This is a genomic window from Pseudomonas sp. MF6747, from assembly GCF_963890955.1.
Lineage (GTDB): Bacteria > Pseudomonadota > Gammaproteobacteria > Pseudomonadales > Pseudomonadaceae > Aquipseudomonas.
This window is the reverse complement of sequence record NZ_CAWPSZ010000010.1, coordinates 22,922-38,186: the sequence shown is the minus strand read 5'-3', so window position 1 is coordinate 38,186 and position 15,265 is coordinate 22,922. Positions and strand designations below refer to the sequence as shown.

Genomic DNA, 15,265 nt, shown 5'->3' with positions numbered 1-15,265 from the left:
GAGTTGAAACAGCAGGCCGTTGTATTAAGGAAGTGGGTGGGCAGAGTTATAGCGCTGATGGCTAATTGATATGTTGCTGTCGTTATTAGATAACTCACTGACTAAATACGACCTCTACGCCCATCATGAGGTGTGATGTAAGCGTTGCTGCGGTTTATAACCGAAGTCTTTTTGCGGGATCTGCAAGGTTACTGTCGCGATCAATTTAGTTTGTTCGCTTTCATCCAGGGCCAGTTCGCCGGTGCGGGTGTCGATCAATTCCAGTTGCCAGGCCAGCAGTGTCAGGCAGTCATGCAAGGCATTGAGCGCCTGATCATGCAGTTCCATGGGGCAGGCGGCATTGGCAATCAGGTATTGAATATGCCGAGAGAATTCGCTGATCGCCTGCAGGGCCAGGCCCTCGGCCTTTTCAGCCAGTTTGCTCAGACTGATTTTCATGCAGTCGATGGCATCGCTGTCGTTGCGGATCAGATGCAAGTGGTTCAAGCACTCTTGCGACTTGGCCAGGAGCATCTCGGCCTCAAGCAGGAATTCGGGAAGTGCAGTTTGCCATTCGTTTGCGTTATTCATCATGCATGTCTCCGTAACATAAGCTCGGGTGATGAGATGCCGCACCGGGTGAATGGCGTAAACCTACCGCTGAAATATGACTGAAATCTGTAGCCCGCTTCCGAAATTCCAGTAGGACCGTTATTTGAATGATCACGATAGCCGTGAGTGGCCCTGATCATTCGGGTCGCTTGCACAACTTTGGATGCCGCCACGGCAATCTCTGAAAGACCCGTGGGCCGAGGGCTTGGGATGGCAAACAAAAGCCTGACTCCATTCATGCAATGAGAATGGCGTCACATTAATGGCTATTAGATATCGCGAATATCAGGTTGGGCCTGATTGTGCATAGGGGATTCCCTTACGCAGCGGAACCTCGCGTCGATTTGAAGGTCGCGCGACGTTGCTGGAGTGCCGTTTGAAGAGGCCGTTGCAGTAAACCATGATGTCAGTGTGACATCAATGAATTTACGTGGCATTTTACCGGGGTCAAGCTCTGGCGATCGCCGCCGATAACGAGCATAGGCGCAAGCGTGCTCGCGAACAATTCAAAGACGGCGCATTGGTCGGCAGGGTCGCGATACCCGACCCGCTTGAACCAGCCGCACACACACCACATCAGGAGCTTTTAATGGCCGGCATTCTCGACACGGTAGATCAACGCACGCAACTGGTGGGTGAGAATCGCCTGGAGATTCTCATGTTTCGCCTGGCCGGGCGGCAGCTGTTCGCGATCAACGTGTTCAAGGTGCAGGAAGTCCTGCAGTTGCCCAAGCTGACCCTGATGCCCCAGCGTCACCCGTTTGTGTGTGGTGTGGTCAACCTGCGCGGCCAGACCCTGCCGGTGATCGACCTGTCGCAGGCGATTGGCATGCGTCCGCTGGTGCCGGGGCCCAACAGCACGATTATCGTCACCGAGTACAACCGCTCGGTGCAGGCATTCCTGGTGGGCGGTGTGGACCGCATCGTCAACATGAACTGGGAAGCCATCCTGCCGCCACCGGCCAGCGCCGGTCGCCAGCATTACCTCACCGCCATCAGCAAGGTCGATGACCAGTTGGTGGAAATCATCGACGTGGAAAAAGTCCTCGCCGAAATCGTGCCGTACAACGCCAAGGTCTCCCGCGAGAAACTCGAAGACCCGGTGCTGGAGCGCGCCCGTGGCCGCGAAGTGCTGTTGGTGGACGACTCCAATGTGGCCCTGTCGCAACTGCGCGACACCCTTGGCCAGCTTGGGGTGAAGATGCACATCGCCAGTGATGGCCTCAAGGCGCTGAACATGCTCAAGGCCTGGGCCGACAGCGGCCAGGTGATGACCGACAAACTGTTGATGATCTTTACCGACGCCGAAATGCCCGAGATGGACGGCTACCGCCTGACCACCGAAATTCGCAACGATCCGCGCCTGCGAGGGCTTTACGTGGTGCTGCACACCTCGCTGTCGGGCAGCTTCAACGACTCAATGGTGAAAAAGGTCGGTTGCGATAACTTCCTGTCCAAATTCCAGCCCGACAAGCTGGTGGATGTGGTGCGCCAACGCCTGATGCTGGATGAAGTGCCGGCCTGATTCTTTGTGAGGAACTTAGGGTTGGGTGAGCCGGCTCTTTGTGGTGAGCAGGCTTGCCCTGCGTTGGGCTGCGCAGCGGCCCCTTAAGGACGCTGCGGTGTCTCAGCAGAACTGCGGGGTCTGGCTTTGGGGCTGCTTCGCAGCCCAACGCGGGGCAAGCCCGCTCGCCACGGTAAGTCGCTGGCCAGAGTAAGTCTGGGGGGCGCGGCGAGTCTGCGCGTTGCACCTGCTTGTTGACTGTGGGGGCGTCGCCCTTTGATTCCGGGGCTGCCTGCTATAGGGTGGCGCTTTGTCCCCTCAGGAACGCAGGCTCATGCTTCGTCTCAGCGCGCTGTACCGTTATCCCTTGAAGTCCGGCAAGGCCGAAGCCTTGCAGCAGGTCGGTCTGGATCAACTCGGGCTGGACGGGGATCGACGCTGGATGTTGGTCGACGAAGCCAGCGGGCGATTTCTGACGCAGCGGGCGGTGGCGAAGATGAGCCAGTTGTCGGCGTTGTGGAACAGCGCCGGTGGCTTGACCCTGAGTACGCCAGGCAAGGCGCCGCTGGAGGTGGCCTTGCCTGGCAGCGACGCCGAACTGCGCGGGGTGACGATCTGGCACGATACCCTGCGTGTGCCGGATGCTGGCGATGCGGCGGCTGCCTGGGTCAGTGACTTTATCGGCAAAGCCACGCGGCTGGTGCAGATGCCACTGGCCCGTGCACGCACCACCGAGGCCGGTTTCGGCAAAGATGAGGACCAGGTGGCGTTTGCCGACGGCTACCCGCTGTTGTTGATCGGCCAGGCGTCCCTGGACGACCTTTCCCGGCAGGTTGGCCGGCCCATGGAAATGCTGCGCTTTCGCCCCAATCTGGTGATCGAAGGCAGTCAAGCGTACGCCGAAGATGGCTGGAAGCGCCTGCGTATCGGCGACGTTGAGTTCCGAGTGGTCAAGCCCTGTGCTCGTTGCATTCTCACCACGATTGACCCGGCGACCGGCGAACGCAGTGCCGATCGCGAACCCTTCGCCACGCTCGATGCCTATCGCAAGACGGAACACGGCGCCCTGTTCGGCCAGAACCTGGTCAACGATGACCTGGGCCTTCTGCAAGTGGGCATGCCGGTGACCGTCATCGAGTAACACGTTCGCGCATAAAAAATGCCCGTCTCCTGCGAGACGGGCATTTTTTTGACCGGTGCAACCCTTAGCCGCGGTATTCGCACAGGTAAGCAGTGTCTACCGCGACCTTCAGCTGGAACTTGCTGTTGGCCGGTACATTGAACTGGCTGCCGGCAGCGAAGGTTTCCCAGTCGGCGTCGGGCAGTTTCACGGTCAGGGCGCCGGACACCACGTGCATGATTTCACGCTGGGCGGTACCGAATTCGTATTCACCCGGGGCCATCACGCCGATGGTCGCCGGACCTTCTGCGGTGCCGAAAGCGATCGACTTGACGGTGCCGTCGAAGTATTCGTTGACTTTGAACATGGGTGAATCCTCGAAAAGTGGATTAAGGCTTCCTGCTCTGTATGGACGTGCTTGCCTGCGATGAGGCCCTTGGGCCTGGCTTCGCTCAGGCGCACGCCATGACCGGCACGCCGGCTCCTACAGAACAGCAGGATATTGGAAAAGGCCGGCCAGTATGCCCAAGCCTTTGCGCGCTGCCTAGACCGGCAAAATCAACGGCAGCAGGCGCGCGGTGTTGCGCGCATCTTCCAGCGCCCGGTGTTGCTGACCCTGAAACTGCATCCCCGCCAATTGCAGCGCGCCGTTGAGACCCAGCGGCTTATCCAGGCGCCGGGCCTTGGCGAAGCGCTGCTTGAGGTTCACATGCGGCGTTTGCGCGAGCGCGCTGGCCAGGCCATGGCGTTGCCATTCGAGTTCAAGCTGCTTGCGATCGTAGTCGCCCCAGCTGGCCCAGCCTTCCAGGCGCGTGTGATGCTGGCCCAGCCAGCGTTCGAACAGTGGCCACACGTCGGTCATCGGTGCAGCGGCGTCGATGTTGGCCTGGGTGATGTGGGTGAGCTGTCGGCAGAACGGCGTCAGCAACGGCCGACGCAGCGGCCGCACAAAGCGCTGGAAGTGATCCAGTTCACGGCCTTGGCGGTTCACCAGGCTCGCGCCGATCTCGATGACTTCCATCTCCGTCACGGGCCAGCCGCCTTCATCCGTTGTGGCTTCAAGGTCAATAATCAGCCAATGAGGCATCGCGCAGGTTCCCGTACTCGTCCCTTCCTGATGGGGATAGAGCGTAGCCGGGCCGTGTAGTTCCGCCTAGGCCTTTTCGATCTCCAGTAAAACCTGGCGATTGCGCACCTGAGCGCCTGCAATCACCTGCACGCTTTTGATCACGCCGTCGATGCCGGCCGTCAGCGGATGCTCCATCTTCATCGCTTCGAGCACCAGCAGCAATTGACCCTGGGTGACGCGCTGACCGGCGCTGACCCGAATATCGACAATGGCACCGTCCATCGGCGCCTTGACGGTGCCGCTGCCGGCATCGACCTGGCGGCTGGCGACCTGCTGGGTACGGTTGATCACCCGCACGCCGGGCAGCCAGAGCTGGGCATCGTCGAGGTGGTAGGCGACGCGGCGGCGCACGCCGTTGATCTCCAGCGTGGCCCGGCGGCCATCGGTGCTGAGGTTGCGAATGTCGATGCCGTTGGCCTGCAGGTGGTTGGCGTGCAGCACGCTCACGGCGACCTCGTGGGGTGCGTCGTTAATATCCAGGCGATAAGTCCAAGGCACGCTGGCGTTGTTGCGCCAGCCCGTTAAACCTGAGTGGTGGGTACCGGCGCTGTGGTGATAAAACAGCGCGGCGGCCAGGGCGATCTGTTCATCTGTGGCTGCCTGACGGGGAATCTCGCTGAAGTGCTTGGCGATGAATCCGGTGCTGAAATCGCCGGCGATAAAGTCCGGGTGTTCAAGCAGATCGGCGAGCAATCGCTGGTTGGTCGTTACGCCCAGCAATACCGTGTCTTGCACTGCTCGCAGCAGTTTGCGCCGAGCTTCTTCACGGGTGGCGCCGTGAGCGATGATCTTGCCGAGCATGGCGTCGTAGAACGGGCTGATGCGTTGGCCTTCGAGTACGCCGTGGTCGGTCCGCACGCCGACGGCAGGCTCCCAGCGCAGCACGTCACCGGTTTGCGGCACAAAGCCCTGCGCCGGGTCTTCGGCGTACAGGCGCACTTCCAGGGCGTGACCGCTTAAGGTCACGTCGGCCTGTGTGAGTGGCAGCGCTTCACCGGCTGCGATGTGCAGTTGCCAGGCCGCCAGGTCGAGGCCGGTGATCAGCTCGGTAACGGGGTGCTCCACTTGCAGGCGCGTGTTCATTTCCAGGAAATAGAATTGGCCGTCGCGGTCGAGCAGGAATTCCACCGTGCCGGCGCCCACGTAATTGACCGCCCGCCCGGCTTTCAGGGCGGCTTCGCCCATGGCTTGGCGCAGTTGCGGGGTCATCACGGGGCAGGGGGCTTCTTCAATGACTTTCTGGTGGCGGCGCTGGATCGAGCAATCGCGTTCGCCCAGGTAGATGAGCTGGCCGTGGCTGTCGCCGAACAATTGAATTTCGACATGGCGCGGGTCGATCAGCGCGCGCTCGAGGATCAGTTCGTCGCTGCCGAAGGCGTTCATCGCTTCAGAGCGGGCGGTGCGCAGTGAGTCGAGCAGCTGGCTGCTGTCTTGCACCAGGCGCATGCCGCGCCCGCCGCCGCCGGCGCTGGCCTTGATCATCAGAGGGTAGCCAATGCGCTTGGCTTGCTCTTGCAGGGTGGCGTCGTCTTGGCGGCCGCCTTGGTAACCGGGTATGCACGGCACGCCCGCCTCGAGCATGGCCAGTTTGGACAGGCGTTTGCTGCCCATCAGTTCGATGGCCTCAACGCTTGGGCCGATGAAGGTGATGTTCGCGTGTTGGCAGGCGCGGGCGAAGTCGGCGTTTTCGGAGAGAAAGCCATAGCCGGGGTGGATGGCGTCGGCGCCTGTGATGTTGGCTGCGTTGAGAATGGCGGCGATGTTGAGGTACGACTGCTGAACGGGCGCCGGGCCTATGTTGACGGCTTCGTCGGCCATCTGCACATGCAGGGCCTGGGCGTCGGCATCGCTGTAGACCGCCACGGTGCGGTAGCCCAGGGCCTGGGCGGTGCGCTGGATGCGACAGGCAATTTCGCCGCGGTTGGCGATCAGGATTTTGCTGAATGTGGGCATTGGTTTATCCCTTGGCGCACGGGGTGAATGTTCTGGCCCCATCGCAGGCAAACCAGCTCTCACCATGTGAAAGGCGTTCTCCCGGTGGCAGCTGGCTTGCCTGCGATGGCGTCATTTGCACCAACCTGGCTTACGCTTTTGCACAAAAGCCTGCGTCCCCTCTATCCCTTCCATGCCCGTCACCGCCTCGGCAAACCACTGCGCACCGCGATCCAGCACCGCCTCAAGCGGCTCGTCGGTACTGGCGAGCAACAGCGCTTTAGTCCGCCCATTCGCGCCCGGCGCACACTGCAGCACTTGTCCCAACACTTCATCCAGGCGCTGCGCCAATGCCTGCGCATCGCTCTCGGCAAAATGCACCACGCCCAAGCGCTGCGCCTCAAGCCCATCAAACCGCGCCGCGGTCAGCGCCAGCCGGCGCGCCTGGGTCAGGCCGATCCGCTTGACCACAAACGGCGCGATCTGCGCTGGCAACAAGCCTAAGCTGGTTTCCGGCAAGCCGAATCGCGCCTGGTGATCGGCGATCGCAATGTCACTCACACACGCCAGCCCAAACCCACCCCCCAGCACTGCACCTTGCAGCACCACGATCACCACTTGCGGCACCGCCTCAACTTCTTGCAGCAAGGTGCCAAACGCGCGGTTCAGCGCCTGCAACTGCGCCGTGCCGCCGGCGGTGACCATGTCTTTCACATCCGCCCCCGCGCAGAAATGCCCACCCGCGCCGCTGATCACCAGCGCGCGCACCTGGCTGTCGAGCTGCGCCAACACCGCCCGCAGTTCGTTGACCATCTCCAGGCTCATGGCATTGCGATGCGCCGGGCGATTGAGGGTGATGTGCAGCACACCGTTATGCGGTTCGAGCAGCAAGGTGTTCATGATTTTTTCCCGGGCAGCGTGCCCATCAATTTGCAGATGATGCCCAGCATGATTTCGTCGGCGCCGCCGCCAATCGATACCAACCGTACGTCGCGGTAGGCGCGGGCCACCGGGTTGTCCCACATAAAGCCCATGCCGCCCCAGTATTGCAGGCAGCTGTCGCTGACCTCGCGGCCCAGGCGCCCGGCCTTGAGCTTGGCCATGGAGGCCAGGCGGGTCACGTCCTGGCCGTTGATGTACTGCTCGGTGGCCTGGTAGACCAGCGCGCGCAGGCATTCGATTTCAGTGGCCAGCTCGGCCAGGCGAAAGTGAATGACCTGGTTGTCGATCAGCGCTTTGCCGAAGGTCTGGCGTTCTTTGCAGTACTCAATGGTGCTGTCGATGCAGTATTCCAGGCCCTTGATCATGTTGGCCGCGCCAAACAGACGTTCTTCCTGGAACTGCAGCATTTGCATCATGAAACCCGCCCCTTCGTGGCCGATGCGATTGCGCTGCGGCACGCGCACACCGTCGAAGAACACCTGGGCCGTCTCGGAACTGTGCATGCCGAGCTTTTCCAGCGGTGGGCTGACGCTGATGCCTGGCGTGTTCATCGGCACCATGATCAGCGACTTGTTGATATGCGGCTTGTCGTCGGAGGTGTTGGCCAGCAGGCAAATGAAGTCGGCGCTGGGCGAGTTGGTGATCCACATTTTGCTGCCGTTGATCACGTAGTCGTCGCCGTCCTTGCGGGCATGGGTTTTCAGCCCGGCGACGTCGGAGCCGGCGCCGGTTTCCGAGACGCCGATGCAGCCGACCTGCTCGCCGCTGATGGCCGGGCGCAGGAACTCGTCGCGCAGTTCATCGCTGCCGAAGCGGGCGAGGGCGGGCGTGCACATGTCGGTCTGCACGCCGATGGACATCGGGATGCCGCCGCAGCGAATGGTGCCGAATTCTTCAGCTGCCACAATGGAATAACTGTAATCCAGGCCCATGCCGCCGAATTGCTCCGGCTTGGAAATGCCCAGCAGGCCGAGATCGCCGGCCTTGCGAAAGATTTCGTGAATGGGGAAGCGCCCGGCTTTTTCCCATTCGTCCACATGCGGGTTGATCTCGCGATCGACGAAGGCGCGCACGGTGCGGCGCAGTTCCTGATGTTCCTGGGTAAAAATCATTGTGGTTGTTCTCCTTTAGAAACGCGCCACGCCGAAGCTGTTGGGTTGCAACTGCCGCATCTGGGCCTCATGGCAAATATCCAGCAGGTAACCCAGCAGCGTGCGGGTATCGCGTGGATCGATCAGCCCGTCGTCCCACAGATTTGCGCTGCCATAGAGCGCGGTGGACTGGCTGTCGAGCTTCTGCGCGGTAACCTGTTCGAGCATGTCGAGCACCTTGGGGTCGGGCACCAAACCCGCCTTCAATTGCTTGGCCTCGGTGACGATGCGCAGCACCTTGCCCGCCTGCGCGCCGCCCATCACCGCCGTGCGGCTGTTGGGCCAGGCGAAGATAAAGCGCGGGTCCAGGCCGCGGCCGCACATGGCGTAGTTGCCGGCGCCGTAGGAGCCGCCGACCACGACTGTGAGTTTAGGCACCCGCGCATTGGCCACCGCCTGGATCATCTTCGCGCCGTGCTTGATCACGCCGTGTTGCTCCGACTCGGTGCCCACCATGAAACCGGTGGTGTTGTGCAGGAACAGCAGCGGCGTGCGGCTCTGGTCGCACAGCTGGATAAATTGCGCGGCCTTGCTCGCGCCTTTGGGCGTGATCGGGCCGTTATTGCCGATCACGCCGACGGCGCGCCCCTGGATGTGCAAATGGCCGCAGACGGTGTGGGCGTCGAACTCGCCCTTGAATTCGAGGAAGTTGGAACCGTCGGCCAGGCGCGCGAGGATTTCGCGCACGTCGTAGGGCTTTTTCGGGTCGTCGGGGATCAGCCCCAACAGTTCTTCGATGGGGTACAGCGGTTCTGTGTAAGCGCGTTTTGGCGCACGCGGCAGGCGCTCATCCCAAGGCAACAGGCTGACGATCTCGCGCACGATGCGCACGCCGTCGGCATCGTTTTCGGCCAGGTATTCGGCGGTGCCGGCGGTTTGCGCGTGCATCTGGGCGCCGCCGAGTTCCTCATCGGTGGCCAGTTCGCCGGTGGCGGCCTTGAGCAGCGGCGGTCCGGCGAGAAACAGCTTGGCCTTGCCGCGCACCACCACCACGTAATCCGACAGCCCCGGCTGATATGCACCGCCGGCCGTGGCCGAGCCGTGCACCACGGTGATTTGCGGCAGGCCCATGGCCGACATGCGCGCCTGGTTGGCAAAGCTGCGGGCGCCCTCGACGAAAATCTCGGCGGCGTAGTTGAGGTTGGCACCGCCGCTTTCGGCGAGTGTCACCACCGGCAGTTTGTTTTCCATGGCGATCTGTTGCAGGCGCAGGGATTTTTTCAGCCCCGTGGGGGAAATGGTGCCGCCCTTGATCGCGCTGTTGTTGGCCACCACCAGCATGCGCACGCCGCTGACGTAGCCAATACCGGCGATCAAGCCGCCGCCGGCCGCGCTGCCGTCTTTGTCGTCGTGGAGTTTGTAGCCGGCCAGGCTGGCCAGCTCCAGGAACGGCGCGCCAGGGTCCAGCAGCAGGTTAAGGCGCTCGCGGGGCAGCAGTTGGCCGCGCGTGTCGAACTTGGGTTTGGCTTCCTGCGCCTTGCTGAGCAGGGCGTGCTCCAGCTGGCGCAGCTGCGCGATGGCGGCCAGCATCGCCTCGCGGTTTTGCGCGAACTGCGGGCTGTGGGCGTCGATCAAGCTTTCAATTGCCGGCATGGTTTATTGCTCCGCCTTGAGCACATCGGGCAGGTAGGCGCGGTGGAAACCATTGAACGGCTCGCTCGGCGGTTGCGCCTTGGGCAGCGGCCAGGCGCGGCTGCCCAGGCTGGCGGCGCCGTCGATGCGCAAGGTGCTGCCGCTGATGAACGCGGCGGCGGGGCTGAGCAGGAACACGATAGCCGCGCTGACCTCCGATTCGGTGCCGATACGCTTGAGCGGCACGTGCTCGCGCAGGGTCGGGATCACCGCCTTGAAGGCGCCTTCGTAGGTGTCCATGCCGCTGGAGGCAATCCAGCCCGGCGCCACGGCGTTGACGCGCACCCCGGCGTAGCCCCATTCGAAGGCGGCGGTCTTGGTGAAGTTGTCCATGCCCGAACGCGCGGCGCCCGAGTGGCCCATGCCGGGCATGCCGCCCCACATGTCCGCGAGCATGTTGACGATGGCGCCGCCGTGCTTGCTCATCGACTGGTTGAACACTTCCCGTGCCATCAGGAAACCGCCGACCAGGTTGGTGCGCAGCACGGTTTCAAAGCCCTTTTGATTGATCGAGGCCAGGGGCGACGGGTATTGGCCGCCGGCGTTATTCACCAGCCCGTGAATCGGCCCGTGTGCGTGGAGGAGCTGCGTGACCAGCGCCTTCACCGCCTCTTCATCGCGTATATCGCAAGCCTGCCAATGGGCCGTGCCGCCGTCTTCGGCGATTTCCGCGGCCACCGTTTGCAGTTTTTCCGGTTTGCGCCCCACCAGAATCACTTGAGCGCCGAGGGCCGCGAGTTCATGCGCGGTGCAGCGGCCAATGCCACTGCCACCACCGGTGACGATCACGGTTTGCCCGTGGAACAGGTCGGCTTTGAAGATTGAGTCGAAGGCCACGGCAACGCTCCTTTTATTTGAGTTGATCGGCGATGTGTTGCGGCACGGCAATGGGAATTTCCAGCAGTTGCTGGGCGAAGGCTTTGCCCTGCGGGTCGATGCGCAGGCTGGCGATACCGCCGCCGCCCAGGGCGTTTTCCAGCAGGAAATTCAGGCTGTGGCTGCCGGGCAAGTACCAGCGTTCAACGCGGCCGTGGAGGGGGTCGAGCACGTGGCTCATCCAGTCGACGATCACTTGCGGGGTCAACGCTTCGGCGATCCACGGCAGGTAGTCGGGGTGGCGGGCGATCACGCCGATATTGCTGTGGTTGCCCTTGTCGCCGGAGCGCGCCACGGCCAGCTTTACCAGCGGCACGTTGGCGTCGGCGCGTCCTTGGGGCTTGGGCGGGTCAATCGGCGCGGCCGGGGTGATCAGTGGCGCAGAGGCGGGCAGTTCAATAGCGTGACGCTGGCCTTGGAAGTCGATCACCAGCTCGCAGGCGGTTTTATCGATCAGGAACGAAAACAGCCGAATCAGCGGATACACCGTCGGCCGCCCGCCGACGATGCCGGTCAAGCCGGGCGCCATGCCAGTGGCCGCCTGGGCGATCTCGCGGGCGAACAGCACCAGCGCCTGTTTGCTCGGGTGCCGCACCGCCAGTTTCATCACCACTTCGCGGCAATCCTGACGCTGGGCGTGGGCGCCGTAGGTGGCTTCGCTGCCGAGCAACTCGATGTTGAACTCGGTGTAGGGCGCCCAGCCGCGCTGGCTGAACAGTTGGGAGGTCTTGTTGATGATCGCCTGGCTGACGCGCTCGGCCTTGGCCACCGCGTCGATCCCGGCGATCAGGCAACTGGCGGTGCAACGAAAACCGTCCGGGTAGGTGGCGCTGACCTTGTACTGATCGGTGGGCGGCAAACCTTTGGCGCCGTGCAGGCGCACTTGGTTTTTGCCTTGCTGCTGCAGTTTGACCTGGCTGAAATCGCAGATCACATCGGGCAGCAGGTAGGCGCGCGGGTCGCCGATTTCATACAGCAGCTGTTCGGCCACGCTGAGTTCGCTGATCAGCCCGCCCGTGCCGTCGACTTTATTGACGGTGAACTGGCCGTCGGCACTGACCTCGACGATGGGAAAACCAATGTGCTCGTAGTCCGGCACGTCACGCCAATCGGTGAAGTTGCCACCGGTGCACTGTGCGCCGCATTCGATGATGTGCCCGGCGAGGGCGGCTTGGGCGAGACGGTCATAGTCCTGCCATGACCAGTTGAATTCGTGCACCAGTGCGGCGCTGACCACCGCGCTGTCGACCACCCGGCCGGTGATCACGATGTCGGCGCCCAATTCAAGTGCCTTGGCAATGCCTGGCGCGCCGAGGTAGGCGTTGGCCGACACGCACATCGGCGGCAGCGGCGCGCCGTTGAACATATCGGTGACGCCGTGCAGATGCTTGAGCTGCGGTTGCAGGTCATCGCCCAACAGCACGGCGATTTTCAGCGGGATTTGCGCCTTGTCGCAGGCCGCTTGCAGGGCGGCGGCGCAAGCGTGCGGGTTGATGCCGCCGGCATTGCTGATCACGCGGATGCCCTGGCGCTGGATGTCGCCCAGCAGCGGCGTGAGCACTTCGACGAAATCCGTGGCGTACCCGGCTTGGTGATCTTTCATCCGCGCACCGGCGAGAATCGACATCGTGACTTCCGCCAGGTAGTCGAACACCAGGTAATCCAGCGCGCCGCCATGCACCAGCTGGGCGGCGGCGGTGCAGGTGTCACCCCAGAAGGCGCTGGCGCAGCCGATACGTACCGTCTTGCTCATGAGAAATCCGTCCTCGAATGGCTGGCGTCGAGACTACCAAGCAAGCGCTTGGTTTGTAAACTCCGTGCACAAGTTTTGCCCAAGCGCTTGCTTGGGTGGCGGCCACGGCCTAAATTGCCGCCCACGACGTCAGCACACGTGAAGGAGAGAGGCATGGATGAGCAAAAAGCCCTGAGGGTGATGCGCACCATGGTCGATGCCGGCCAATTGACCGACCCCGACAGTGCCCGGGGCAAATTGCTGCAAACCGCAGCTCACCTGTTTCGCAACAAAGGCTTTGAGCGTACCACCGTGCGTGACCTGGCCAGCGCGGTGGGCATTCAGTCCGGCAGCATCTTTCATCACTTCAAGAGCAAGGACGAGATCCTGCGCGCGGTGATGGAGGAAACCATCCACTACAACACTGCGTTGATGCGCGCTTCACTCGAGGAAGCGAGCAACGTGCGGGAACGCGTATTGGCGCTGATTCGTTGTGAATTGCAGTCGATCATGGGCGGCAGCGGCGAAGCCATGGCGGTGCTGGTTTATGAATGGCGTTCGCTGTCGGCCGATGGCCAGGCCCAGGTGCTGGCGCTGCGTGATGTGTACGAAGACATCTGGTTGCAGGTGCTGGGCGAGGCCAAGGCCGCCGGTTACATCAGGGGCGATGTTTTTATCACCCGGCGTTTCCTCACCGGCGCGTTGTCCTGGACCACCACGTGGTTCCGCGCCCAAGGCAGCCTGACCCTGGAGCAATTGGCCGAAGAAGCCCTGCTGATGGTGCTGAAGGCCGATTGAGGCGCAAGCCATTAATTTGCCGATGGAAAGTTGTCTCACCTGGCAAAAACGCCTAGCTTATCGCCATCAGAGTACTAAACGGTGTGTGCCTCAATGTTTTCGCCATGGCGGCTGGCTGCAGGACTAACTTTATGGGCACTGGGCACCGCGGGGTGGATGCCGGCTTCGGCTGCGCAATTGGTGAGGATCGCCGCCGCGCATTTTCCGCCCTACACCGTACGCCCAGAGCAGGGTGCCGACACCGGTTTACTGCCGCAACTGGTCGAGGCGCTGAACGCCTCGCAAAGCGATTACCAATTTGTACTGGTGCCGACGTCTATCCCGCGGCGTTTTCGCGATTTCGAGCAGGGCCGGGTCGACATGGCGATCTTCGAAAACCCCGACTGGGGCTGGCGGAACATTGCCCACACTGCCGTGGACATGGGGCTTGAAGACGCGGAAATTTTCGTCGCCCAACGTGAGCCCGGTCGCGATCAGCGCTATTTCGCCGACCTCAACGGCAAGCGCCTGGCCGTGTTCAGCGGTTATCACTACGCCTTTGCCAACTTCAACCCCGACCCCAAGTACATGACCGAGCATTTCAACGCCACGTTGACCTATTCCCATGACAGCAACTTGCTGATGGTGGCGCGCGGGCGTGCGGACATCGCGCTGGTCACACGTTCGTACTTGAGTGATTTCATGGTGCGCAACGCGGACATGGCCGGGCAGTTCCTGGTCTCGGAGCGGATTGACCAGGTGTACCACCACTACGCGTTGCTGCGGCTAAAGGCACCGATTACCGGGGCGGCGTTTGCCGAGATGCTCAAGCGCCTGCGTGATAACGGGCAACTGTTGAAGATCTTCGAGCCGTATCGCATTGATGTGATGCCCGCGTCCTGAAGTCTTTTTGTTGAGAGGCTGTTGTGACGAGCGGGCTTGGTGTGGCGAGCAGGCTTGCCCTGCGTAGGGCTGCGAAGCGGCCCCACTAAAGCCACCGCAGGTTTTCAGTCAGACCGTCGTGTCTGGTTCAGGGCTGCTGCGCAGCCCAACGCGGGGCAAGCCCGCTCGCCACAACAAGCCCGCTCACCAGAATAAGCTCGCTCACCACAACGAGCCCTTTCCCCACACTCAGACTCGCCGCGCAAACGTATCGCTGTGGCTGCCCGACACCTTGCGGCAATGCACCAGCGCATCACGGATCATGAAGTTCACCAGGGTCGGCGAGACGCCGAGTTCCTTGGCGATGTCCTTTTGCGGCACGCCGTGCAGGCGATACATCTCGAACGCATAACGGGTGCGTTGGGGCAATTGCGTCAGGGCGTCGGCGATGTTTTCCAGGGTGTTGAAATTGATGTGCGAGGTTTCCGGTGAAGCGCCGTGAATGACCACATTCAAGCCTTCCTCTTCGGTCCCGGAGTACTTGAGTTCCAGGGCCTGCTTGCGGTAGTGATCGATCGCCAGGTTGCGCACGATCTGGAACAGATAACTCAGTTGGGCCTTGAACGATGAGGTGATCGTCGGCGCCGATTGCAGTCGGAAGTAGGCGTCCTGCACCACGTCTTCGGCGCGCGAGCGGCAGCCGGTAATGCGTGCCGCGATCTTCACCAGAATCAAACGATTGTCGACGAATGCCTGGAGAAGCGGTGAGTCGCACCTGCCTGTGGATACTTGTTCCGTCATGGAAATCACCTTGTCGCAAAAGAGGTTAGGGGAGGGCGTCCGTGCTGAGGCCTCCTACACATCGGGCAACAAATTATGCTTAATGATAATGATTGTCAAATGAGAAGACGAACTAATCTTATGCCTCCCTGAAAGGTGTGAACCCGGTCTCGCGCTTGCCCGCAGACTAATTATTTGCCGGCACCGTCCGTTCTCA

The 15,265-nt window shown here is 61.9% G+C and carries 14 protein-coding genes; 4 read left to right on the top strand and 10 right to left on the bottom strand.

Annotation, left to right across the window (positions count from 1 at the left end):
- Positions 1-123: 123 nt before the first annotated feature.
- On the bottom strand, positions 124-573 hold the full coding sequence (locus AACW30_RS11335; protein WP_177410068.1) for a hypothetical protein: 450 nt from the start codon (positions 571-573) through the stop codon (positions 124-126).
- A 607-nt stretch (positions 574-1,180) separates the two neighbouring features.
- Between AACW30_RS11335 and AACW30_RS11330 the strand changes: the two genes are divergently transcribed.
- A complete protein-coding gene (locus AACW30_RS11330; protein ID WP_017134971.1) occupies positions 1,181-2,116 on the top strand; it encodes a chemotaxis protein CheV in 936 nt (311 codons plus the stop codon).
- A gap of 313 nt (positions 2,117-2,429) precedes the next feature.
- Entirely contained in the window at positions 2,430-3,236 is an 807-nt protein-coding gene (locus tag AACW30_RS11325; RefSeq protein WP_200625045.1) for an MOSC domain-containing protein, read from the top strand.
- Between the two features lie 64 nt (positions 3,237-3,300).
- Here the strand turns inward: AACW30_RS11325 and ppnP are convergent, their stop codons facing one another.
- The 8 genes from ppnP to AACW30_RS11285 all read right to left on the bottom strand — a co-directional run bounded on the left by ppnP (position 3,301) and on the right by AACW30_RS11285 (position 12,630).
- Positions 3,301-3,582, bottom strand: a complete 282-nt coding sequence (ppnP, locus tag AACW30_RS11320) for a pyrimidine/purine nucleoside phosphorylase (RefSeq protein ID WP_106576484.1) — start codon at positions 3,580-3,582, stop codon at positions 3,301-3,303.
- A gap of 177 nt (positions 3,583-3,759) precedes the next feature.
- Positions 3,760-4,302, bottom strand: a complete 543-nt coding sequence (locus tag AACW30_RS11315; protein ID WP_119742324.1) for an exonuclease domain-containing protein — start codon at positions 4,300-4,302, stop codon at positions 3,760-3,762.
- A gap of 66 nt (positions 4,303-4,368) precedes the next feature.
- The gene (locus AACW30_RS11310; RefSeq protein ID WP_200625044.1) at positions 4,369-6,297 is read right to left on the bottom strand and encodes an acetyl/propionyl/methylcrotonyl-CoA carboxylase subunit alpha; all 1,929 of its coding nucleotides are present in this window, start codon (positions 6,295-6,297) and stop codon (positions 4,369-4,371) included.
- A 111-nt stretch (positions 6,298-6,408) separates the two neighbouring features.
- Entirely contained in the window at positions 6,409-7,176 is a 768-nt protein-coding gene (locus tag AACW30_RS11305; protein ID WP_200625043.1) for an enoyl-CoA hydratase/isomerase family protein, read from the bottom strand.
- Positions 7,173-8,330: a citronellyl-CoA dehydrogenase gene (gene atuD / locus AACW30_RS11300; RefSeq protein WP_200625042.1), complete on the bottom strand. Its 1,158-nt coding sequence runs from the start codon at positions 8,328-8,330 to the stop codon at positions 7,173-7,175. The genes AACW30_RS11305 and atuD overlap by 4 nt, the downstream gene beginning before the upstream one ends.
- Positions 8,331-8,345: 15 nt before the next feature.
- The gene (gene atuC / locus AACW30_RS11295) at positions 8,346-9,962 is read right to left on the bottom strand and encodes a geranyl-CoA carboxylase subunit beta (RefSeq protein WP_200625041.1); all 1,617 of its coding nucleotides are present in this window, start codon (positions 9,960-9,962) and stop codon (positions 8,346-8,348) included.
- A gap of 3 nt (positions 9,963-9,965) precedes the next feature.
- On the bottom strand, positions 9,966-10,838 hold the full coding sequence (locus AACW30_RS11290; protein ID WP_169367328.1) for an SDR family oxidoreductase: 873 nt from the start codon (positions 10,836-10,838) through the stop codon (positions 9,966-9,968).
- Positions 10,839-10,851: 13 nt separating this feature from the next.
- The gene (locus tag AACW30_RS11285; RefSeq protein ID WP_200625040.1) at positions 10,852-12,630 is read right to left on the bottom strand and encodes an acyclic terpene utilization AtuA family protein; all 1,779 of its coding nucleotides are present in this window, start codon (positions 12,628-12,630) and stop codon (positions 10,852-10,854) included.
- A gap of 153 nt (positions 12,631-12,783) precedes the next feature.
- Between AACW30_RS11285 and AACW30_RS11280 the strand changes: the two genes are divergently transcribed.
- Together AACW30_RS11280 and AACW30_RS11275 are read left to right on the top strand one after the other, a co-directional pair.
- Positions 12,784-13,407, top strand: a complete 624-nt coding sequence (locus tag AACW30_RS11280) for a TetR/AcrR family transcriptional regulator (protein ID WP_106576492.1) — start codon at positions 12,784-12,786, stop codon at positions 13,405-13,407.
- A 93-nt stretch (positions 13,408-13,500) separates the two neighbouring features.
- Positions 13,501-14,289 carry a substrate-binding periplasmic protein gene (locus AACW30_RS11275; RefSeq protein WP_200625039.1) on the top strand — a complete coding sequence of 263 codons (789 nt, stop codon included), beginning with the start codon at positions 13,501-13,503 and terminating at the stop codon, positions 14,287-14,289.
- Positions 14,290-14,517: 228 nt separating this feature from the next.
- On the opposite strand, the gene AACW30_RS11270 is transcribed toward AACW30_RS11275, so the two are convergent.
- Entirely contained in the window at positions 14,518-15,069 is a 552-nt protein-coding gene (locus tag AACW30_RS11270; protein WP_032904207.1) for an RNA polymerase factor sigma-70, read from the bottom strand.
- Positions 15,070-15,265 lie beyond the last annotated feature (196 nt).